Source organism: Nostoc sp. MS1, assembly GCF_019976755.1.
Taxonomy (GTDB): Bacteria; Cyanobacteriota; Cyanobacteriia; order Cyanobacteriales; family Nostocaceae; genus Trichormus.
In genome coordinates, this window is sequence record NZ_AP023441.1 from 1,202,978 (window position 1) to 1,227,035 (window position 24,058).

Consider the following 24,058-nt stretch of genomic DNA (forward strand, 5'->3'; position numbering starts at 1 on the left):
AACACTGAGCTACTTATCTACTGAAGACCTACTAAAGAACAAGTCTGCTGATAAGTTTTCACTTCAGCAGACTAGGGAAAATCTATAGTTTCGTTGATAACTAAACAGGAGTTACTGTTTGTTTTTTTGATGCTTGAACTAACTCATAAAGTTTACTTTCAAACTTTTCTGTACAAGCTGACCAATCATATTGCAGGATAAAAGCACGCGCTTGTTCACCCATACTTATTTTGAGTTCGGGGTTTTGTAAAATTTCTACTATCTTCTCAGCAAAATCTTTCGGGTTGTTGGGTTCTGCTAAAAAGCCATTATGACCGGGGATGACTTGTTCTGATACTGATACTGCATTTGCTGCAACTACGGGAGTACCAGAAGCTAACGCTTCGTTATTTGTGGTGCAGAAATGTTCTGTCACAGAGGGATTTACAAATACATCGGCACGGGCAAACCAGCCTAAAAGTTCTGTACCATGAGATTCACCCCAAATGGTAATACCAGAAACAAACTTTTGTGCGCGTTTGCGGATTTCTTCGTCTAGGGGGCCACTACCAATAATTACCAAATGAGCATCAGGAATTTTGGCGGCAATGTATGGGTAAATATCTATAAGTTGAGTAACGTTCTTTTCTGCGGTAATGCGTCCTACAAATAAGATGGTTGGTCGATTATCTTCAGGGATGGGGTTGTGAGTAATATTGCGTGGATGAAATTTCTCACAATCAATCCCTTGATAGGGTAAATATTCACCACGTTGGCATTTCAAATTTTCATACTTTTCTAGCTGTTCTCGTGAAGAAAATACAGTCAGGTCATATTCTTCACTAAACTGCTTCACTATATGAGGCACAATTGGACGTATTAAGTTATAGAAAACATCCCCTAAGTAATATTTGATATAGGCAACAATGTCTGTGTGGAATACAGATATTATTGGTGTATGAGTGCGTTTAGCATACTCTACACCTATAGGACGACCATAACCTTGTAAGAAAGCTGAGTATGTACCTCGTATTTGTGCAGCTTCCTCAACAACGATGATGTCTGGCTGAAACTCTGTGAGTAGTTGAGTATCACTCCAATAGCGATAATTTAAAGGTTGAGGCAGAGATTTATAAAATATCAGTGGTTCTGTAGGAAATGCGTAATGAGAAAAGTTAGGGAAAGTTATTAATTCATCTAACCCCGCCATAGGGCGATCGCCTACATTTTTAGGAAACTTATCATTAATTTGGGGATGGACGAGAAAAACTTCATGCCCTTGTTGTAATAACCAGTGTACCCTTTGATGTACCGCAACAGAAACTCCGGTTAAAAAAGGAGCGTACAATCCGGTAAAAAGCGCAATCCGCAGCTTTGGCTTGTGCATATTTTTAGTAATTTGCGTATTTTTTAGAGAAAATTTACAAAGAAATCTGGCGATCGCCCGGTTGGTTTATTGTTTCGTAAGGACGATATTCGAGTAACTGAATATTCCAAGGCCCATTGACTTCGTAAGTAACACCCCGCCAATTAACAGCCTGCATCTTCAAAGAAGCCACCATTGCCCACCCATAAATCCAGTGTGTAAGGGGCATTCCTACCCACATCTTCAAAATCAAAGGCAATGACAACTGGGTTACAGGTTTACCTTGGGAACTGATAATTGGTTGCACAACTAATTCTAAAAACAGCATCAGCATCACTAACGCTGTCATGTAGATGACGTACCAAGTTAAAGCAAAAATAGCTGTATCCCCTTGCCCACCCAAAAAGCCAAAAAACCAAACTACAAGTAGGGTTTGAGGTATTAATATTGTGAAAACAGCATCAGTAACTACCGCCCACCACCAAGGATGGTAGAGACGAGAAGCCAACAGTTGACGCTGAAACCAGTATTTTAAACTTGGTAAATCACACTCCTCACGATTGAGCATAATTAAAGAAGGAACAAACTTTACCTTGAGGTTATATTTAGCCAAGACACTACGTATCATCGTATCTTCGCCAAAAGCTTGCCCCCACCTTTCTAACAGTCCTGTTTGGTGCAGAACTTCTCTTTTTATAGCCAAAGTCCCGCCCCAAGGAATGCCATATAGGTACATCTGCACGATCGCCGAAACATTCCAGATATAGCGTACCAAAGTACCCCAATACCTACCTGTAGGAACATACCAACGATTACCCGTAGTTGCACCCACACTAGGATGAGTCAGAGGACTAACTAACTCTCGCAACCAATTTGGATGGACGACAGCATCAGCATCTACCAAAGCCACGATCTTATAGGAATCGTCTAATTCTGAAACAGCTTGCACTAAAGAACTGCATTTAAGGCTACAACTTCGACGTACAGACCGTAAACGACTCATCGAAATGTTAGTTGCACCCACTTCATGGATGATATTTTGCGCCACTTCCCAAGCTGGGTCTTCTTCACTATCTATAATCAGTTTTAAGTCATACTGGGGATAATTTTGTTTAAGGAGCGATCGCAAACAATCCCCTAAAAAGGGATCTGCCCCCCTTAGACACAATAAAACTGCGGTTTTCGGTAAAAGTTCATCAGGGAAATTTTGTGAACCTGAGTTCAAATACCACATAAATAGTAATACTGAACTCACCTGAACAACTAACCAAATCACCAAAAGTTTAGATATCAAAATGACCAAATCATCCATTTTTGATTTAAGAGTATAGAGGTGTAGGGGATGAGGGTGTTACTTCGACTACGCTCAGTAACCGGAGTGTAGGGGTGTAGAGATTAACCCACCCCTAGCCCCTCCCAAGAGGGGAACAGGAGGTGAGTGACAATAACTATTGACTATGGACTAATGACTAATGACCAATGACTAAAGCGACATTTTCCTATCAACAGGCTGATCCAAAAAATCGTAGGGATGATACTCAACTAGCCTGACGTTCCAAGGGCTATAAATTCGATAGACAATACCCCGCCATTTAACTGTGGATATCCACAAAGAAGATATCATCGCTAAACCATACACCCACTGCGTTAGGGGAATTGCCAGTATCATCTTACCGATAGTTGCAATTGGTAACTTCGTCCTTGGCTGACCTTGGGCGCGGAGTATAGGTTGTATTCCCAACTCCATCATCAGCATCAGTACAAGTAATCCCAGAGTGTAGATACTGTATGATTGCAGCAATAGACCTGCTACTTCCCATTGAGCATCACCCAAAGAAAACAGAAATAAGAAAATTGCTAAAGTGGGGAACAAAATACTAGAAACAGATTCACTAACTATAGCTAGCCAACGGGGATGGTAAAGCCGAGAATAGAGAATAAGGCGTTGGAGATATTCAAGGATACCTAGTAAATCGCAATCTTCACGATTGACCATAATCAGTGAAGGCACAAATTTGACTCGTAAACCGTGCTTTTTCAGCACATTGTGCATCATTAAATCTTCGCCAAAGGCTTGCGCCCACTTCTCAAGTAACCCTGTTTGCCGCAATACATCTGTTTTTATCGCTAAAGTACCACCCCAAGGAATCCCGAATAGGTACATCTGCACAACCGCAGATATGTTACCCGTGTAACGTACCAACGAACCCCAATAACTGCCATTTGGCACATACCAACGATTACCCGTAGTTACGCCAATTTTGGCATCAGCTAAAGGACTAACTAATTCACGCAACCAGTCGGGATGAACGATTGTATCCGCATCTACTAAAGCAACAACCTGATAAGATTCATCTAAATCAGAAATAGCCTGGATTAAAGAACTGCATTTAAGGCTACAGTTGTGGCGAATAATCCGTAAATGGCTGATTTCAACGTTAGTTTTGCCCAATTTGTTGATAGTATAATGGGCAATATGCCAAGCTGGGTCATCTTGACTATCAACAATTATTTTTAAATCGTACTCCGGGTAGTTTTGTTGTAATAGCGCCTCTAGACATCTAGGTAAAAAAGGATCGGCTCCTCGCAGGCAAAGAATTACCGCAGCTTTGGGTAGTTGGTCATCAGGTGATTTTTTGAGGCGTGATGTCCGCACATATAACAAAAATATCAAAGACAGACATACCTGAATTACTAACCACCCCAGCAAAGATTTAGACAAAAATATTGCCAACTCTTTCATGACATTTATGTCTCCGGCAAATTTCGCCTTATGTAATTAGGGAGTGGGGAGTACCAGTGAACAGTGAACAGTGGGAATAACCTGTCAACTGTCCACTGTCAACTGACTCTATCTAGGGATCAAGTGAGTATTTAACGGAAATGTTAATGGTTGTATCCTTGGTAAATGTAAAACTTGACTTATTGAATTTTGGGTTTCCTGTTTGAATAGATACTGTGGGGTTATTAGAAATTCCAAAACCTTCTTTGGGAATACCAAAGAAGTCTGTATCTAGTTTATGATTACCGTTTTGATCATCTACGATCGCCACAGCATATTTACCAGGTTTCAAGCCATAGAAACGCTTAGTTACGGATTTGCCTGTGATTTTTGTACAGCCACTTTGGGCTTCACTAGTATTGCTCATAGGAAATCCTTTCTCACTGGCATATACTCGGAAGCAAATTTCTCCTTTTTGATGGCGGATACCGTTAACTACAACAGTTAATTTAGTTGTAGTTTCTGCATTGACTACACTGATACAGCCTAAGCTCAATAAAGAAGCTAATAAAAGATGACGCAACCGAGAAATTTTCATCATAAATGAGACTCCTTAAGGGGTAATTTAACCACAGAGACACGGAGACACAGAGAAAAGAGAGATTTTGTACTCTGTGTCTCTGAGTCTCTGTGGTTACAAAAACGTGAAACTAAGGCACAAAAAGTCTAACTATTTAACTAACTTTTGCAAGTCAGTTTTCTGCACCCATGCTTTTGTTTGGCGTAGCCCTTCTTCCAAGTCTATTTTTGGTTTGTAATCTAATAAACTTTGAGCTTTGACAATCGAATAAGCATAAGGACGAGTCATAAAATCTACTGATTCTGGGAGAATATCAGCTTTTTTACGAAACAGTTTTTGTCCTTGATTGCGTAGTTTCAAGAACAATTTCATTTCATCTTTGGGGATAGACATTGGCGCAGGTAAACCTTCCATTGCTGCTAGGCGCATGAAGTATTCTTTCCAGGTAGTTTCCTCGCCATCGGTGACATTAAAGATTTCACCATAAGCCTCTTTTTCCATAGCTAAAAAGATGGCATCGATGAGGTTATCTAGATAAAGATGATTGAAAATTCCTTGTCCGTCGTTGGCGTAAGCGAATAACTTTTGCCGCATCATTAATAGTGGACGAACTATCCAAGGGATGCTTCCTGGCCCGTAAATGTCACCTGCACGAATGATAATTACACCAAAATCTGAGGGAGAGTTTAAGGGTAAAAGTTCGGCTTCAGCTTCGATTTTAGTTTGGCAGTAGGGATTATTATCGGCGGAAAGTGTTCCAGTTTCGGTGATGCGATCGCTATAATTAAACCCATACACCATAACGCTGGAAAGATGCACAAAGCTTTTCACACCAGCACTTTTGGCAGCCTTCGCCATATTCACCGCGCCAGCCACATTGATTTCTCGAAATTTCTCAATAGGGCCAGCTTCTTCTGTTAATTGTGCAGTGTGAAGAACAATATCTACACCTTGACAAGCCTTTTGGGCGATCGCTGCATCGGTAATGCTACCAACAATCACTTCAGCACCCAATTTCTGGGCTTTTTCCTTATTGGTAGAACTTTGCAACCCACGAACTTTCATGCCTTGGGCGATCGCTAACTCCGCCGCACGCAAGCCAACAAATTCATCAATTCCAGTAATCAGCAGAGTCTTATTTTGCAAATTCATCATGCAGCGTTATTTTTTTACTAAAGTTTAAGAGCCAGTTGACAATTGACAATTGACATTTATTTTTTCTTCCCCTACTCCCCACTCCCTAGAAAATATCAGCAGGGTCTGCGGAGCGTAATTTGTTAATAGCCAATGCACCAGAAGTTATACACATTAATACCGCCGAAATAAAGACAATTAAGGCGTTATTTGCTGTCATCATAATTGGTAATTTTGTGGCTTCCATTGCAAAATCATACAAGCCTATAGATACTATAAACCCTGGAATATAAGCGAGTAATGCTAATATTAAAGCTTGTTGGAAAACCACATTTAGTAAATAAGTATTGGGATAGCCAATAGCTTTTAGTGTGGCATAAGCAATAAATTGAGTAGCAATGTTACTGTAGAGAATTTGATATACAATTACCACACCCACAACCGAAGCCATTGTTAACATTAGGTTCAAGATAAAACCAATTGGGGTTCTATCCGACCAATATTTCTTTTCAAAGTCAATAAAACCTTGCCGAGTAAAAACCCTCACATCATCAGGTAAATTGGCTTCCAAATTAGCAGCAACTTTTTCTTTATCAGCCCCAGGTTTGAGCCTAATTGCACCAACATCGATTTTTTCAGATGGGCGAGTATTAGGATTGATGCGGAGGAAAGTTGAGTCACTTACAATTAGGTTGCCATCCACACCAAAGGAAGGGCCTAAACTAAATAAACCTCCAACTCGGACTTTGTAGCCAATAGGAGCATCAAAGGGGAAAATTTCAATTGTCTGCTCTTTATCTCCTTTGTCAAAATTGGCAGCGATAGGGCCAAATTCTGGGCGCGAAGCTCTGTCAAAAAGCATGACATCAGGAATTTTTAGTTTATCTAAATTCTCCTCAATTTCAGGGATATTCATTACTGATTGTCCTGGGTCAAAACCTATAACATAGATTGAATATTTTTCCCCAGTTTCAGGATTTTTTAATTTAGCAAATTGTAAATACATGGGGCTAACAGAGTCTACCCCATCAAAACCTAAAGCTTGGTATAATCGAGTTCGAGAAAAGCTTTGATTGGAAGTCAAAGATTTATACTGAGAACTGACTAAAAATAAGTCACCGCGTAGATTTTGATGTACTGCGGTTGCACTAGAGTAAAGCGCATCTTGAAACCCAAGTTGCACAAACATCAGCAAGACAATAAAAGCAATGCCAGCTACAGCTATAAGAAAACGTATTCTTTGCTGGGCTAACTGTAGCCAGGCCAAAGGAATTTTAAAATTCATATTAACAATTGACAATTGACAATTGACAGTTGACAGTTGACCCTTCTCCTTTGGAGACGCTAACGCGTAGCTTGCTTCCACGGAGTGGTACGGCTGCGCTCAGGGTTAACTATGGACTATGGACTATGGACTAATGACCAATGACTAAATTTGAATCGCTACATCAACTTGTAGGTTGGTCAAACGTGCTACTCGTTCGCTATCTGCGGGGTTATCGATGGAAACTTTAACCTCAACGATGCGGCGGTCTGTGTCTGATCTAGGGTTGAGGCTGAAGATGCTTTGTTTATCGACTTGCCAACCAATGCTTCTGACAGTTCCTTGCAATTTGCCAGAAAATGCTGTGCTGGTAATAGTGGCTTTTTGCCCTACACGCACATTTTGAATATCAGTTTGGTAGACTTCGGCAATTACATACATCTGCGATGTTTTACCGATGTCAACAAATCCATTACTGGGGATAACTTCGCCTGCTCTGGCGTGAATTTTCAAAATTCTGCCATCTCTAGGAGCTTTAATGTAAGTAAGTTCGAGGTCGGCTTTGGCTTGTTTGACGGCAGTTACAGCACTTTTAACTTCCGTTTGTGCTAAATCTACATCTACAGACCGCACTTCCTTGACGCTGTTAAGTCTGGCTTCGCCTTCTTTAATCTGGTCAGCGAGGGTGTTTTGAGTACGGCTGAGGGTGGCTTTAGCTTCTGTTAATTGCTGTTCTACAGTTTTGGCTTGGAGAGCTTTAGAATCAGCTACAGAGGCGGAAATAGCACCTTCTTTAAATAGTTTCTGATAGCGCTCATTTTCAGTTTGAGCATTATTCAGTTCGGCTTGGATACGGTTAATTGTTGCTTGTTGAGTAGCAATTTCTCCCTTTAATTGTGACTGTAAATTAGCAACTGAAGCTTTTTGAGCGTCAATGTCTCCGGGTTTAGCGCCAGCTTTGACTTGAGCTAATTTAACTTTGGCAATTTGCAGTTTATCTAAAGATTGTTCTAGTGCGGAAGTCGCACGGTTATAATCTTCTAGATACGCTAATACTTGTCCTGCTTGAACTTCCTCTCCTTCCTTGACTAACAGTCTGTCTACGCGAATACCGTTAGTAGAACTAGGAGCAGATAAGGTAGTGATTTCTCCTTCTGGTTGCAAACGTCCTAAAGCAGTGACAGCAACTTTTACAGGAGCAACTTTAGGAGATTTAGCAGTCGGGGTTTCAACTGGCGATCGCAGCTTATTTGATGATAAAGTATAAAAGGATATTAACCCTGTAGCGAATGCCACTGAAGCTGCCAAAATTAACCGCCACCGACCATCGGGTTTGATAAATAATTGGCGTTCCTTATTTACTGCCATATTTTCATTCCAAATTCTAATTGTGATTCAGCTAGAAAACAGCCAAGATAGTTTGATTGGTAAATTGCTATACACTTATCCGCAATTAACCAAAAACTCTTTTCTTATATAGCTCTTTAAAACCACGCTCTAAGGACTTCCTTCCTCACTTCCCCTCCGAGTCCCTGCGCGTTGAAAAAACTTTAATCTCGAAACTTGCGCTGACACTACCCTATTGACCACTGTATTATCGACGCATTATTCTTGCCTAAGCTGTGTGCTATAAGACATTCTCATAATTTCTGCCAGTAAAATCATCATTTCCACACACACAAGAAACTTATCAAGTGTATCTTAGTCGTAATTTTTAGTGTTTTCACTAAGTCCATTAACTATGCCTACAATACCCATAGACCAAATAAAAATCGGTCGCAACCGCCGTCCGGTCAAGGGTGAGAAAGTCGATCAACTAAAAGACTCAATCAAGACGAATGGTTTGTTAAATCCTATCACAATAGACCAAAAACTAACGTTAATTGCTGGGCTACATCGACTGACGGCTTGTAAGTTGTTAGGGCTAAAGGCAATAGAATGTCATATTGTCGATTATCAAAATACTGACCAAGCACGGTTAGCTGAAATTGATGAAAACTTGATTCGCAATGAGCTAGAACCATTAGAACGCTCAGAATTATGGTTAGAACGTGACCAAATTCTTGAACGGATGGGTTTAAGGGCGAAGGTTGGTGATAATCAACATACCTTTAAAGGTGGTGAAATGATTTCACCACCTAAGCGGACAGTAGAGTTAGCGAAAGAGGCTGGTTATTCAGAACGTACCTTCCAACATGGTAAACAAATTGCCAAAAGTATTCACCCAGAAGTTAAACAACTAATTAAGGGTACACCCATCGCCGATAGCCCGACAGTATTATTGCAGATAGCTAGAGCAGGGACAAAAGAGCGGACTTCAGCAGAGGAGGCGCAACAGGCTTATAACTCAGCCTTGGCTAAGGGTGATAAAGCAGAAGCAGAAAACCAAGCCAAGCTGGTAGAGGAGTTAAAGGTAAAGCAGAAAACTGCTCAAATACTAGCATACAAAAGCGCGATCGCTCAAAAGGAAGCAAAGTTAGCAGCCAAAAAAACTCAACGCCAACCAGAACCAATGAATAATGAAGTCGCTGTGCAAACTGGCGATGAATGGCTATTAGGTAGAAATCTTATATATTGTGGTGATACAGCAAAATCCGAGTTTAGGAATATTTTACCCTCTTACGCAGCGCTGGCGATCGCTACCCTTTCCTCTACTTGGGAACATAATTACTTAGTTGATGAAGCTAAAGTTGTCGCCGTCATCCGTTCTGAAGGAAATGTCTACCAATTTTACCAAAAGAATCAAATGCCTTTTCAATATGAATTATTACTAGGCAATCTTTACGTAGGAATTTTTTCTCAGCAAATAATACCTAAACCGCAAACACCAATAAATGTTGAAGGAATTGAAGGAATTATTAATTATTTGCTCAATTTGTACACCAGTCCCAATCATTTTGTGATTGCTCCATTTATTGGTAATGGTGAGGTTTTAGTTAATTGTGAAAGGATGGGAAGGATTTGTTTTATTGGTGACAGCAATGCACAATTAGTTAGTCGCGGCATTGATAGATGGCAGAAATGGACAAGTAAGCAAGCACAAAAACTCAATAAGTTGTAAGCAGGAAGTTGGGGAGATGAGGGAGTAACCCACCCCTAACCCCTCCCAAGATGGGAACAGGAAGCAGGGGAGAAAACTAATGACTATGGACTGTTGACTATGGACTAATGACTAATGACTAATTCTTCTGTAACTTGTTTGTCAAACGATAATTTAGATGTTAATCAATTTTATTAATTCATCACAAACGCTATATTTGTTTATTCTGCACAATATATAAAATGATTATTTGCTGGATGGCTACTTATTATTTTGGTTAAGTCATTTATATTAAAAATTTATCAAAATGATGGCTTCTGTTGTGAGATTTTCTTGAGCAAATAGTTTTAACTGCTAAGTAATCAAGTTTATATGCTTGCAAATTGATTACTGACAACGGAAATAAATTGAATCCTGTCTGCATCAAGTTATAGCTATGATTACAAGCTTAATCAAGCTACTTATCTATCAATATTCTTTAGTTATTAACTATACTTGTGTAATATGGCTAATTTTAATTACTCATCAATAAACAATTACTTTTTTATAAAAATACTTTAATGAAATGATTTAGTTTCTATGAAGTGTGCTATTGTTTTTATTAATTCAATCCTTAAATCAGGAAAGGCAAATTTAGTTATTTATTCTTGCGTGTAACAGGAACAACTAAACACAAGAGCAGGATAGAAGAAACTATTCAGTTGAATGAATATCTGACCTCCTGCCTGATCAATACTGCATCACCATCACCTTGTATATAGTTAAGCAATTGGGCAAATTAACGGTGTAGATTCGGAGTAAAGGTGATGTTTCTTCTGTAACGAACTTGTCAACTTTTCTGGGTTAAATCCCATAACATATATTATCTTGGACGCTGAAACTAGCTATGGCATTCATTAAGATACAGAACGTTGTGATTAATACCAACTACGTGGCTGCGGTTAAGCTAGATAATGAAAATAGTTTGGGAGAAAAAAGCGTTTCTGTTTTAATAGCTACTCCTCAGTTTCCATCATCTCACAGAGATTCAATTGCTCAAAATCTTTACCATCACGAATGGATAGAATTTACTGGTCAAGCTGCGATCGCCCTCCAAGATTATTTTACCAGTTTCAACAACGTTGTTGACCTATTGCCACAATATCAAGGGTCAAGCGTTGGATAACATTTTTTGATTAAAGGTGTAGAAGTGTAGAGGTTTAGGTTACACCAATCTTTCTCCTTACACCTTTATACCTTTAAATCTGAACCAGTTCTAAATTTCTTAATCTTGAATTTTGAATTGGTGTACGCCTGACCTACGAACACACATAGGATAGGTAGTTGCTAACGTGCGCTTATTTTAACTGAGCAACAGAAATTACTGTAGCTGCAATATCCACAGTACTCCAGAACAGTATATGTCCTATGGCTGCTAATCCAATTGATACTGCCTTAGCGGAGTTAGAAGCCCAAATAAATAACTGCGAAAAGGCTTTGTTGAGGTGTATTGAGGAAAAAAAAATGAAATCAGAAAAACCAATGTCAATCAACAAAATTAACAGACAACTACAACATAATCCTATAGCCATCATTGGTATGGCCTCCCTCCTACCCGAAGCGAGAAACTTACGGCAGTATTGGCAAAACATAGTTAATAAAATTGATTGTATTACTGATGTTCCCGCCAGTCATTGGAGCGTAGAAGATTATTACGACCCCAACCCCAGAACACCCGAAGATAAAACCTATTGTAAACGAGGCGGGTTTATTCCAGAGGTTGATTTTAACCCAATGGAATTTGGTATTCCTCCCAGTATTTTGGAAGTTACCGACGTTTCGCAACTATTAAGTTTAGTAGTTGCGAAAGAAGCTATGGATGATGCTGGTTATGGTGATTCCCGCGAATTTAACCGCGAGTTGGTAGGGGTAATTTTAGGCGTGGCGATGGCGAAACAATTAGGTATGCCATTGTCTGCACGGTTGGAATATCCAGTGTGGGAAAAAGTCCTCAAAAGCAGTGGACTCTCCGACGAAGATACTAAGAAAATCGTCGATAAAATCAAAAGCGCTTACGTCAAGTGGGATGAGAACGCCTTCCCCGGTATGTTAGCTAACGTTGTCGCCGGACGTATCGCCAACCGCTTGAACTTTGGCGGGATGAACTGCGTAGTGGATGCTGCTTGTGCTAGTTCCTTCGGTGCGTTGAAGATGGCGATTAGTGAATTAGTCGAACATCGCGCCGATATGATGCTAACTGGTGGTGTGGATACAGATAACACCATCATGGCTTACATCTCCTTCAGCAAAACCCCAGCCGTATCTCCCAGTGAGAGCGTCAAACCCTTCGATGCTAAATCTGATGGGATGATGTTGGGTGAAGGTATCTGTATGCTGGTACTGAAGCGCCTGGAAGATGCAGAACGTGATGGCGACAAAATCTATGCAGTCATCAAAGGTATTGGTACTTCCAGCGATGGACGCTATAAGAGTATATATGCGCCCCGCAAAGAAGGACAAGTTAACGCCCTCCGCCGCGCTTACGAAGATGCAGGTTTCTCCCCCGCTACCGTCGGTCTGATGGAAGCCCACGGTACAGGGACAATGGCTGGCGACCCCACTGAGTTCGGTTCTTTAAGAGACTTCTTTGGCGAACACGACAATAAAAAGCAGCATATCGCTTTGGGTAGTGTAAAATCCCAAATCGGTCACACCAAAGCGGCTGCGGGTGCTGCAAGTCTAATTAAAACAGCCTTGGCTCTGCATCATAAAGTATTACCACCCACAATTAATATTACTGAGCCTAATCCCAAGCTCAAAATAGAAGATTCAGCTTTCTATCTCAACACCGATACCAGACCTTGGATTCGCCCAGAAGGTGAACCACCAAGACGCGCTGGTGTAAGTTCCTTCGGGTTCGGTGGGACAAACTACCACGTAGTTTTGGAAGAATACGAAGCAGAACAAAACCGCCCTTACCGCTTACATAATAGCGCCCGTGAAATCTTATTGTTTGCATCCAACCCGGCGGAACTTCTCAAGCAGTGTGAGGAAGTTTTAGGTAAGTTGCAATCAGAAGGTGGTGACAGACACTACTCCCAATTGGTGCAAGATTCCCAATCTGTAGAAATTCCCCTCAATGCGGCGAGAGTGGGTTTTGTAACTGAGAATCTGCAAGAAGCTTGCAAATTCTTACAAACCAGCATCGACTGGCTGAAGTTGAAAGCTGGCGCGGCTAACTGGGAACATCCCCAAGGTATTTACTACCGCGCTTCCGGTATGGAATTAGGCGGTAAGGTTGTCTCCCTGTTCTCTGGTCAAGGTTCCCAATACCTAGAAATGGGTAAGGAATTGGTGATGAACTTCCCCACCCTGCGCCGTTTGTTCGGTTACATGGATGGGCTGTTACTCAAAGACAACTTACGCCCCTTGTCCGAGATTGTTTTCCCCAACCCTGTGTTCTCGGAAGCAGAGAAAAATACTCAAGTTGCAGCACTGCAACGCACAGAATACGCACAACCAGCGATAGGGGCTTTGAGTGCTGGACTTTACGCCATCCTCAAACAAGCCGGGTTTAAGTCTGACTTTGTAGCCGGACACAGCTTTGGCGAAATCACAGCTTTGTGGGCTGCGGGTGTGTTGAGTGACGCAGATTATATGTACCTAGTGAAAGCTAGGGGTCAAGCAATGGCTGCGCCAGAAGACCCAGACCATGATGCAGGTACAATGTTAGCTGTCAAAGAAGACATCAACAAAATTGAACCCATCATCAAGCAGTTCCCTCAAGTTAGCATCGCTAATTACAATTCTCCTACTCAGGTTGTTTTAGCAGGGCCGACCGCCGAAATTGCCAAAGTCCGTCAAGCTTTACAAGCCCAAGGTTACGCGGCTGTACAGTTACCAGTCTCCGCCGCCTTCCACACCTCACTGATTGCTTTCGCTCAGAAATCATTTGCGATCGCCACTAAATCAGTCCAATTCCAAGAACCAAAAATCCCTGTATTCACCAACGTTACAGGTAAAGCCTATCCCAAAGAACCCCAAGCGATTCAAAAAATCCTGGAAACCCACCTGGCTAACTCGGTGTTGTTTAAGCAGGAGATTGAAAATATCTACGCGGCTGGCGGTACTTGCTTCGTAGAATTTGGGCCGAAGCGCATCCTCACCAACTTGGTGAAAGATATTTTAGGCGATCGCCCCCACACTACCATATCTTTGAACCCCAGCACCCAGAAAAACAGCGATCGCTCTCTGCGGGAAGCCGTGGTACAAATGCGTGTGCTAGGTATGCAGTTGAAAAACCTCGACCCATACCAAGCCCCAGTCACCCTACCCCCAGCTGATAAAAAGAAAGCTCTGAGTGTCACCTTACGGGGTATCAACTATGTCTCAGACAAGAGCAAAAAAGCTTGGGAAGAAGCACTAAACGACGGTTTCAAAGTATCTTTACCCCCTGCGATCGCTGAAGTTGTAGCACCAACAATAGCTACATCTTCCCCACTCCCCACTCCCCACTCCCTACTCCCCAAAGAGACTAACGGGAACGGACACCACAAACTCACCGAACTGCCCAAAGTTTTAGAAAATTCTACTACTATTACCACTCTCAAACCTGAAATGAACTCTGCGATCGTTTCACCCCAACTAGCCGAAGAAAAGACAATGCAAACACCAGAGAAACTGGACAACTACAAGCGAGTGCTAGAAAGCTTAGAGTACCTGACAACTCAGTTCCAAAAAAACCAAACTGAGAACTTACAAGTTCATGGTACTTACCTCAACCATCAGATGGAATATACCAAAGCCTTCTTCCAACTGATGCAGCAACAAAATTCCCTGTTTGCCAATGCTAAATCTTCTCAAGAAGCTGCCCAGCTAAAGCTAGTTGTGATGGAAAGCTTAGAGCGCAGCATGATGCAGTTTCATTCCCAACAAGGTGAAACCCTCCGCATCCATGAAAAATACCTTCAGGAACAGGTAGCATACGCCAGAAATTTCTTTGAATTAATTCAACAACAATATTCAATGGTGTTGTCTGCTCAGGTGAATGCGCCAGTAAGTGAAACACCAGTCAAGGAAGTTCCTGCTTTCACCATCGAAACACCCGTAATTTCCGCTCCCGTCGAGCCTCAACCTGAGTCTGTAGTCAAAAACAGCTTCAGCATCGCTGATGCACCTGTTGCACCTGCGCCTACAACTTGGCAAATTCAGTCTGAACCTGTAGTAGAAACACCTGCACCAGCTGCTATTATCTCCACCATCGAACCTGTAGTGGAAGCGCCTGTAGTTGCACCCTTAGTTACCCAAGTTGTAGAAATTGCGCCTGCACCTGCACCTGTAGCTACACCAGCCGTTGATGTTGCTGACTTGGATAAAAACCTCTTAGCAATTATCAGTGACAAGACAGGCTACCCTGTAGAAATGCTGGAAATGGAAATGGACATGGAGGCAGACTTAGGTATTGACTCCATCAAACGGGTAGAAATTCTCGGTGGATTACAAGAATTGTATCCTAACCTACCCAAGCCCAACTTAGAAGAACTGGCAGAAAAACGTACCATCGGTCAAATCGTTGACTATCTGCAAGCCAACGCTGCAATCAGCCACACCGTAGAAGTAGCCATTCAGCAAGCACAACAAGCAGTTGAGATGGTAGCACCAGTTGCCACTGCAACTATACCTACACCTGAAGTTGTAGTTGTGCCTGAGCCAGTAGCTATCCCTGCAACTCCTGAGCCGGAAGTTGTAAAAGATAGTGCAGATTACGCAGATTTGGCGCAAACCCTACTCAACATCACCAGTGAGAAAACAGGCTACCCGGTAGAAATGCTGGAACTCGACATGGACATGGAAGCCGACTTAGGTATCGACTCCATCAAACGGGTAGAAATTCTGGGAGCAATGCAAGATACATACCCCAACCTACCCAAACCCAACATTGAAGAATTAGGCGACCTCCGCACCATCGGTCAAATCGTAGACTACCTCCAGAAGCTGGTGGGAGGTGAAAAAAAAAAGTCTCAGCCTGAGCGCGAGTGGCAGCCAGTCCGCATAATCGAGAACGTCCAACGCCGTCCAGCCAAACTTAAATACCTCCCCGCACCGGATAGCTTGGACTTTTCTTTACCAGAGGGACACATCTGTTTAATTACCGATGATGGCTCCCTCACCACCTCCCAAGTCGCCCAGTCCCTCACAGAACGCGGTTGGAAAGTTGTAGTTTTAAGCTTCCCCCAATCCCTAGTTCCCCAAGAATCGCCCTTACCCGCCAGCGTTAACCGCGTCACCCTCGCAGATATGAGCGAAGAACTGCTACAACATAAATTATCTGCGATCGCCACCAACTACGGCACAATCAGCGCTTTCATCCACCTCCACCCCACATTCCAAAATCAAGGGCTTTACATACCACAAGAAAAAGCGATTGTCAAGCACATATTCTTCATGGCCAAACACCTGAAGAAATCCCTCACCGAAGCCGGACGCTACAATCGCAGTTGTTTCTTCACAGTCACCCAGTTAGATGGAGCCTTCGGACTTGAGCATAACACCAACTATGGCGCGATCGCTGGCGGTTTATTTGGATTAGTCAAAACCCTGAGATGGGAATGGCCAACAGTATTCACCAGAGGCTTAGACTTAAGCCCCACCCTCAACCCCCAACAATCAGCACAACACATAGTTGACGAACTCTTCGACTCTAACCTCTGTGTCACCGAAGTAGCTCACAATTCTCAAGGACGCTTCACCCTCATCAGTTCCTTCGAGTAACTCCGCGTTCCTCCGCGCTAACCTTTGCGTTCCTCTGCGTTGAAAAAAAGATACTCTCTCTATCTCACGCAGAGGAGTAAATATAATATTCCAAATCTTGATAATATGACTACACTGACTCTAGTTCGTTCGGTTTTTGTTGTAAGTGGTGGTGCAAAGGGAATTACAGCCCAGTGTGTAATTGAACTAGCCAAGCACCAACCTTGTACATTTATTCTCCTCGGTCGGTCGGAAGTTATCGAAAATGAGCCAGACTTTGCCCGTGACTGTGTTGAGGAGTCGGCTTTAAAAAAAGCGATTATGCAGCATCTCCTCACCCAAGGAGAAAAGCCTACACCGATGAGTGTGCAGAAGATTTATCACAAAATTGTATCTAGTCGGGAAATTAAAGCGACCTTGGCTGCGATCGCCGCTACAGGCTCCAAGGTAGAATATCTCGATGTTGATGTGACTGATGTTGCCCAGTTACAGCAAAAGTTAGCAGCTGTATCCGAACGTGTGGGAACCATCACCGGAATTATTCACGGTGCTGGTAACTTAGCTGATAAGTTGATTGAGAAGAAGACAGATCAGGATTTTGAAAAGGTTTACACCGCAAAGGTGCAAGGGTTAGAGAATTTGCTGACTTGCATTGATGCGAAACAACTACAGCATTTAGTATTGTTTTCCTCCGTAGCTGGATTTTATGGGAATATTGGACAATCAGATTATGCGATCGCTAATGAAATCCTGAACAAATCTGCTCACTTAATTAAACAAAACAATCCCCAGTGTCACGTAGTCGCCATCAACTGGGGTGGTTGGGACAGTGGAATGGTGACACCAGAACTCAAAAAAGCCTTTGCGGAACGGGGAATTGATATCATTCCTGTGGACGTTGGCACAAAAATGTTAGTTAATGAACTACATCCCAGCCACCGAGATTCTACACAAGTGGTAATTGGTAGCCCCATCATCCCACCACCCACACCCCTAGACCCTCAACTACGCAGCTATCGCCTTCGTCGCCGCCTCACACTAGAGGCTAACCCTTTCCTACATGACCATGTAATTGCAGGTACAGCAGTCCTCCCAGCCACCTGTGCCATGTCTTGGATGATTCACGCTTGCGAAGAATGCTATCCAGGTTATAAGTATTTCAGTTGCAATGACTTCAAAGTATTGAAGGGAATTACCTTCAATCAAACCCTAGCCAGAGAACACATTTTAGAAATACAAGAACTAGCTAAAAATGGTTCTGAATCTATCGAATTTCAGACTACCATTCTCAGCAAAACTCCTGAAGGTAAAACTCACTATCACTTCCGCGCTCATATTAAAATCGTCCAAAAATCACCAGAACCACCAATTTACGACTTCGTAAATCTCAAAGAAGATAACATCATCACTACCATTGGTAAAGACTTCTATCAACAAGGTGCTTCTTCACTATTTCATGGCCCTGCATTCCAAAAAATCACCAGAGTCATAAACATTAATCCTGAAAAAATTACAACCGAATGCTTCTGGGCAACAATACCTTATGAAGTGCAAGGACAATTCCCCATCAAAGGACATAACCCCTACGCCACTGATTTAAGCACTCAACCTTTATGGGTATGGTTAAGCCATTTCCATCAGGAAGTATGCCTACCTGGACAACTAACCCAATCAGAACAATTTAGAGACATCCCCTGTGACGAACCCTTCTACGTTTCTTGTGAAGTCCTCAATAAAACCGCCACAGGCTTAACCGCCAACTTCATGCTTCACGACACCGAAGGGAAACTCTATTCGCGCATCCTAGCCGCGAAAGCAATTATTGCACCCATGAACCTACATAAACCTAAGTAGGAGGAAGTTAGCAATTGACAATTGACAGTTGTTACTCCCCTATCTCCCTCATCTTTCCAATTCTTAAAACAAACCCCACAAAACATCCTAAATAAATTAGGATTGCTATAGTAGGCCGATATTAATCAGCCTCATATCTTTGCTCGTCTGCTAATAACTGTAAATCCATGCCAATTAACTCTCTGTGCCTTTGTGCCTCTGTGGTTTAAAATGCTTATTTCACCACAGAGACACATAGGAGGACACTTGCGTGGGCGGCTATGCCGACTTGAGCAAAGTGTCCGTCACACAGAGGTAAACTGAAGGGAATAGCGTAAATCCAATAATTCGTAATTCGTAATTAATAATTCGTAATTTAGAAATATAATTCGTAATTCTTGAGTAAAACTTAAAATCAAGTATTACGAATTATACTAAAGATTTTTTAACTATTAACAAACTTATAGACACTTCTAATTACGAATTATGTAGGCGCAAGCCTTGTCGAAGACTACTACTAATTACGAATTAAAAACTATACCCTAACGAGGAAATTAATAGTGGAAAAAATCGCCATCATCGGATTATCATGCCTCTTTCCCGATGCTAACAATCCTGAACAATTTTGGCAAAATATCACCGAACAGAAAGATTCGACATCATCTGTAACTGTCGAAGAATTGGGTGTAGATCCCACAATATTTTACGACCCAGTAAAAGGCAAGCCGGAAAAATTTTATTTCCTCAAAGGTGGATTTATTCGCAATTTTAAATTTGATGCTAGTGAATACAATCTGCCATCAGAATATGTGGAAAGCTTAGATAACACCTTCAAATGGTCACTATACGCCGCTAAACAAGCAATTGTAAATAGTGGTTATTGGGGAAATAAAGATGTTCTTGCTAAATGTGGAGTAATTTTAGGAACCCTCGCTTTACCTACAAAGCTTTCTAATCAACTCATTGCCCCGATTTATCGCCAAACTATCCAACCGGCTGTCGCAGAACTTTTACATAATCAAGATTTTCACTTAGCAGCTTTACCCACAGCTACTAAACCAGCTAGACAAAACGCTATGATATGTGGTTTACCAGCCGCGTTAATAGCTAAAGCCTTTTCATTATCAGCTTCTCACTTTTGTATAGATGCGGCTTGTTCTTCGGCTTTCTACTCTATCAAGTTAGCGTCTCACTACCTACAGACACGCAAAGCTGATGTGATGTTAGCTGGTGCTATCAGTTGTTCAGATCCTCTATTTTTGCGGATGTTTTTTTCTGGTATCCAAGGCTATCCAGAAAATGGTATTAGTTCACCTCTAGATAAGTCATCAAGAGGGTTAGTGACATCCGAAGGTATTGGAATGGTAATGTTAAAACGTTACAGTGATGCCGTCAGAGATGGGGATAAAATCCTAGCTAAGGTTTGTGGTAATGGACTTTCTAATGATGGTAAAGGTAAGCATTTACTCAGTCCGAATACTAAAGGGCAAGTTCTAGCTTTTGAACGTGCTTATCAAGAAGCCCAACTTAGCCCCAAAGCTATCGATTATATGGAGTGTCATGCTACTGGTACTTTACTCGGAGATACTACCGAATTGGAATCAATAGAAACCTTTTTTGGAGAACACCAAGCGAAACTGTTGGTGGGTTCAGCTAAAGCAAATGTTGGTCATTTATTAGTAGCTGCGGGTATGGTGAGTTTGGCAAAAGTCATTTACAGCATGAATCATAGTGAAATTCCACCCACAATTAATGTAAATGACCCCATAAGTTCAGAAAATAATGTGATTTCTGAGAAGAATATTGTCCGTACTCAGACAGCATGGACTCAAAAGGATGCAGCTAAATATGCTGCTATGAGTGCTTTTGGTTTTGGTGGTACAAACTCCCATCTGATTTTAGAAAAATAAGTTTGTAGTAAGGGCTTTAGCCCTTGATAAATGAAGGCTAAAGCCTTCTCTGCAAACTTATAAATACTGTAACCTTGACAATAGTAAAGTGATGTTTGAAACAGAAAATAACAACACAGCAAAAATCGCTATTGTAGGCATGGATGCCTTCTTTGGTGAGTGCAATGGCTTAGATGCGTTTGAACGTAGTATTTACGAAGGTAAACAGCATTTTATTTCCCTACCGCCGAAGAGATGGTATGGTATTGACGAGCAGAAAGACTTATTGCAAGAGTATGGTTTAGTAGATGGAAAAGCGCCTGTAGGTGCTTATATCAAAGAGTTTGATATAGATACTCTCGCTTATAAGATTCCTCCTAACGAAGTCGAAAAATTAAATCCTCAACAACTGCTACTACTAACAGTGGCCGATCGCGCCCTGAAAGATGCGAAAATTCCTGAAGGTGGTAATGTTGCAGTAATTATCGCTACAGAAACAGAGTTATCTGTACACCAACTGCAACAACGCTGGGATTCATCTTGGCAAGTTAAGGATGGTTTGAACGCCGCAGAAATTACCTTAGCGCCAGAACAAGTTTCGCAACTGGAAAATATCGTTAAAGATAGCGTTCACCATCAAGTAGAGATTGGTGAGTATTTAAGCTATATCGCCAATATTATGGCGAGTCGCATTTCTTCTTTATGGAATTTCACCGGGCCTTCTTTCACCTTAACGGCTGTGGAAAGTTCTGCATTCAAAGCGTTGGAAGTGGCGCAAATGCTACTGATGACCAATGAAGTGGATGCAGTAGTCGTTGGCGCAGTTGACATGGCTGGCGGTGTTGAGAACGTATTATTACGTAGCCAAGACGCTAATGTTAATACTGGAATTAATACCTTAAGCTACGACCAAAAAGCCAACGGTTGGACACCGGGAGAAGGTGCTGGAGTAGTTGTGCTGAAGCGTCATGATGTGGCAATTGAAAATGGCGATCGCATCTATGCCGTAATCGATGCCATCAGTATCGGTCAAGCGCACACAGCAGTAGATGGCCCAAGCATTAACCAAGCCTGTCAACAAGCCTTTGGGATGGCGGGTGTAGAGCCTGAGCAAGTTAACTATGTGGAAGTTTGCGCCAGTGGCATTCCCCAAGAGGATGAAGCTGAAATTGCTGGTTTAGTGCAAGCCTACCCATCGGTAGGTTACGGTTTGCACTGTGCGATCGGTAGTGTCAAAGCAAACATAGGTCATACCTTCGTTGCTTCGGGAATTGCCAGCTTAATTAAAACTGCATTGTGTTTGTATTACAGATATATCCCAGCTACCCCTAACTGGTCTGGTGTGAAGACACCTCAAGCATTTGAAGGTAGTCCTTTCTATGTAGCTACAGAATCTAGACCTTGGTTTCTGAGTAAGAATGCTCCCCGACGTATTGCTGCGATTAACGGCTTGGGGTGTGATGGTAGTTATGCTCATGTGATTCTCTCAGAAGAGACTAATCAACAAGAGCGTCCAAATAAGTATTTGGCACAGATGCCTTTTTATCTGTTCCCTGTAGCTGGTAGTGACAAAGCAAGCTTATTAGAAGCATTAGACAAGCTACAGAAGAGTATTGGAGAAAGTGCTTGTTTATCCAATAGCGCCAGCCTTGCTTTTAATACTTTTCAACAACAGTCCCAAGCAAGTTACGCCATATCAATTACCGGACGGAACAAAAAAGAACTCCTCAGAGAAATTGAGTCTGCACGTAAAGGTATTAATGCAGCCTTTGATAAAGGTACAGATTGGCAGACACCTGTAGGTAGTTATTTCACAGCCAACCCCTTGGGTAAAAAGGGTGAAGTCGCTTACGTTTATCCGGCTGCGGTCAACTCCTATGTAGGTATTGGTCGAAATCTTTTCCGCCTCTTCCCCAAACTCCACGATAACCCCTTCGTTAAGAGTATCTACAAACGTGCGGCTGATGTAGAGAGGCTAGTATTTCCCAGAAGCCTCAATAAACTGACCACCAGACAGCTAGAACAGCTAGAGAAGAAATTACTCAATGATTCTCTAGCCATGTTTGAAGCAGAAATGTTTTGTACCAGACTCATCACCACAATAATTAGGGATGATTTTCAAGTCCGTCCTAAATATGTGTTTGGGTATAGCTTGGGTGAAACCAGCATGATGGTTGCTCAAGGAGTTTGGAGTAACTTTTATGAAGGTAGTAACTCCTTCAACTCCTCCGCTTTGTTTGGCGATAGGTTATCTGGTCCGAAAAATGCTGTGCGCGAGTATTGGGGTTTACCAAAAGCTGCGACGGCTTCAGGGGATAATTTATGGGCTAATTATGTGCTGATGGCTAGTCCTGTACAGGTGCGGGATGCTATTAGAAATGAAACCCGTGTTTATCTAACACAAATTAATACACCAGAAGAAGTGTTGATTGCTGGTGAACCTGCGGCTTGTCAAAGGGTGATTAAGACTATTGGCTGTAATGCTTTCCCAGCTCCATTCGACCATGTAATTCATTGCCAAACCATGCGATCGGAGTTTGATGAGTTGGTTAAATTAAATACTTTACCAACACAAAACATTGCTGATACAGTATTCTATTCTGCTGCCGAGTATCAAACTATCAAACTAGAGAGTGAAATTATCGCTCGTAGTATTGCTACTGGGTTATCTCAAGAACTCGACTTCCCTAAATTAGTTAACCGCGTCTACGACGACGGCGCAAAAATATTTGTCGAAGCTGGTGCTGGTAGTGTTTGCTCTCGCTGGATTGATAAAATCCTTGAAGATAAAGAACATATCACCGTATCCCTGAATCGTCGGGGGATGGATGATCATACTTCCTTTGTCAAAGCCTTAGCTAAACTCGTTAGCCATCGCGTAGATGTGAATTTAGCGCCACTGTACAGTCCCATCACAGAGATAAGCAAGCTAAATAAAGCCATGCTGCGGACTATAACTATGGGTGGTGACTCAATTACTGGCAAAATATTGAGTGAAGAAAACCGTAAACTATTTCAAGAAATTGCTGATAGATTCAAAAAAGAACGAACTGAAAAACCTCAGCAAAATATTCCTCTGGCCAGCGATGTTATAGGCATAAATTCGCTTACTGTATCACAGGAAACTAACTTTGAAACTGTACTTCAACAACAACCAAAACCCCAGCCAGTAGAATTTTCTGCGGAAAATATCATTGAACACGTTTTCCAACCAGAGGAACAATTAAAATCGTCTGAGTTAATTGCAACTACACCAGCAACACCAGAAGATTTTCTCCCATCAATCACCAGCGATCGCGAATTTGCAACCATCATTCATATGTTGGAGTTAAATACGGCTCAGTATCAAAAGCTGAATGCAAACCACAAGCAAATTACGCAAAATCACACAGCTTTCTTAAAAGCTAGAGAAGATTTTAGTAAGCAGATGAGTGAAATCATTCAATTACAAATGGCTTGTGCTGAAGATTTATTGAATGAGGAAGTGAAGTAGTTAATTTTCTTTAGGGCGGTAATGGTTAA

The 24,058-nt window shown here is 41.9% G+C and carries 13 protein-coding genes; 6 read left to right on the forward strand and 7 right to left on the reverse strand.

All coding sequences use genetic code 11. The features are described 5' to 3' along the window. Window positions 1-100: 100 nt before the first annotated feature. From NSMS1_RS05270 to NSMS1_RS05300, 7 genes are all read right to left on the reverse strand, one after another. Window positions 101-1,366 carry a glycosyltransferase gene (locus NSMS1_RS05270; RefSeq protein ID WP_224091720.1) on the reverse strand — a complete coding sequence of 422 codons (1,266 nt, stop codon included), beginning with the start codon at window positions 1,364-1,366 and terminating at the stop codon, window positions 101-103. 34 nt (window positions 1,367-1,400) lie between these two features. Then, on the reverse strand, window positions 1,401-2,657 hold the full coding sequence (locus NSMS1_RS05275; protein ID WP_224091721.1) for a glycosyltransferase: 1,257 nt from the start codon (window positions 2,655-2,657) through the stop codon (window positions 1,401-1,403). A 171-nt stretch (window positions 2,658-2,828) separates the two neighbouring features. Continuing rightward, complete coding sequence (locus NSMS1_RS05280; protein WP_224091722.1) at window positions 2,829-4,088, reverse strand: glycosyltransferase; 1,260 nt, start codon at window positions 4,086-4,088, stop codon at window positions 2,829-2,831. A gap of 112 nt (window positions 4,089-4,200) precedes the next feature. Then, the gene (locus NSMS1_RS05285; protein ID WP_224091723.1) at window positions 4,201-4,668 is read right to left on the reverse strand and encodes a DUF2141 domain-containing protein; all 468 of its coding nucleotides are present in this window, start codon (window positions 4,666-4,668) and stop codon (window positions 4,201-4,203) included. Window positions 4,669-4,797: 129 nt separating this feature from the next. Further along, window positions 4,798-5,799 (reverse strand): NAD-dependent epimerase/dehydratase family protein, encoded by a 1,002-nt coding sequence (locus NSMS1_RS05290; protein WP_224095116.1) that lies wholly within the window; start codon window positions 5,797-5,799, stop codon window positions 4,798-4,800. Window positions 5,800-5,887: 88 nt separating this feature from the next. Further along, window positions 5,888-7,066: an ABC transporter permease DevC gene (devC, locus tag NSMS1_RS05295; protein ID WP_224091724.1), complete on the reverse strand. Its 1,179-nt coding sequence runs from the start codon at window positions 7,064-7,066 to the stop codon at window positions 5,888-5,890. Between the two features lie 144 nt (window positions 7,067-7,210). Beyond that, window positions 7,211-8,413 carry an ABC exporter membrane fusion protein gene (locus NSMS1_RS05300; RefSeq protein WP_224091725.1) on the reverse strand — a complete coding sequence of 401 codons (1,203 nt, stop codon included), beginning with the start codon at window positions 8,411-8,413 and terminating at the stop codon, window positions 7,211-7,213. Window positions 8,414-8,786: 373 nt separating this feature from the next. Between NSMS1_RS05300 and NSMS1_RS05305 the strand changes: the two genes are divergently transcribed. The 6 genes from NSMS1_RS05305 to NSMS1_RS05330 all read left to right on the forward strand — a co-directional run bounded on the left by NSMS1_RS05305 (window position 8,787) and on the right by NSMS1_RS05330 (window position 24,029). Further along, window positions 8,787-10,106 (forward strand): ParB/RepB/Spo0J family partition protein, encoded by a 1,320-nt coding sequence (locus NSMS1_RS05305; protein WP_224091726.1) that lies wholly within the window; start codon window positions 8,787-8,789, stop codon window positions 10,104-10,106. Between the two features lie 865 nt (window positions 10,107-10,971). Beyond that, window positions 10,972-11,250: a hypothetical protein gene (locus tag NSMS1_RS05310; protein ID WP_224091728.1), complete on the forward strand. Its 279-nt coding sequence runs from the start codon at window positions 10,972-10,974 to the stop codon at window positions 11,248-11,250. 242 nt (window positions 11,251-11,492) lie between these two features. After that, a complete protein-coding gene (locus tag NSMS1_RS05315) occupies window positions 11,493-16,835 on the forward strand; it encodes a type I polyketide synthase (protein ID WP_224091729.1) in 5,343 nt (1,780 codons plus the stop codon). 105 nt (window positions 16,836-16,940) lie between these two features. Further along, complete coding sequence (locus NSMS1_RS05320; protein WP_224091731.1) at window positions 16,941-18,668, forward strand: SDR family NAD(P)-dependent oxidoreductase; 1,728 nt, start codon at window positions 16,941-16,943, stop codon at window positions 18,666-18,668. Between the two features lie 539 nt (window positions 18,669-19,207). Next, window positions 19,208-20,557, forward strand: coding sequence for a polyketide synthase (locus NSMS1_RS05325; protein WP_224091733.1), 1,350 nt, complete (start codon window positions 19,208-19,210; stop codon window positions 20,555-20,557). A 91-nt stretch (window positions 20,558-20,648) separates the two neighbouring features. Continuing rightward, entirely contained in the window at window positions 20,649-24,029 is a 3,381-nt protein-coding gene (locus NSMS1_RS05330; RefSeq protein ID WP_224091734.1) for a PfaB family protein, read from the forward strand. Window positions 24,030-24,058: the final 29 nt, after the last annotated feature.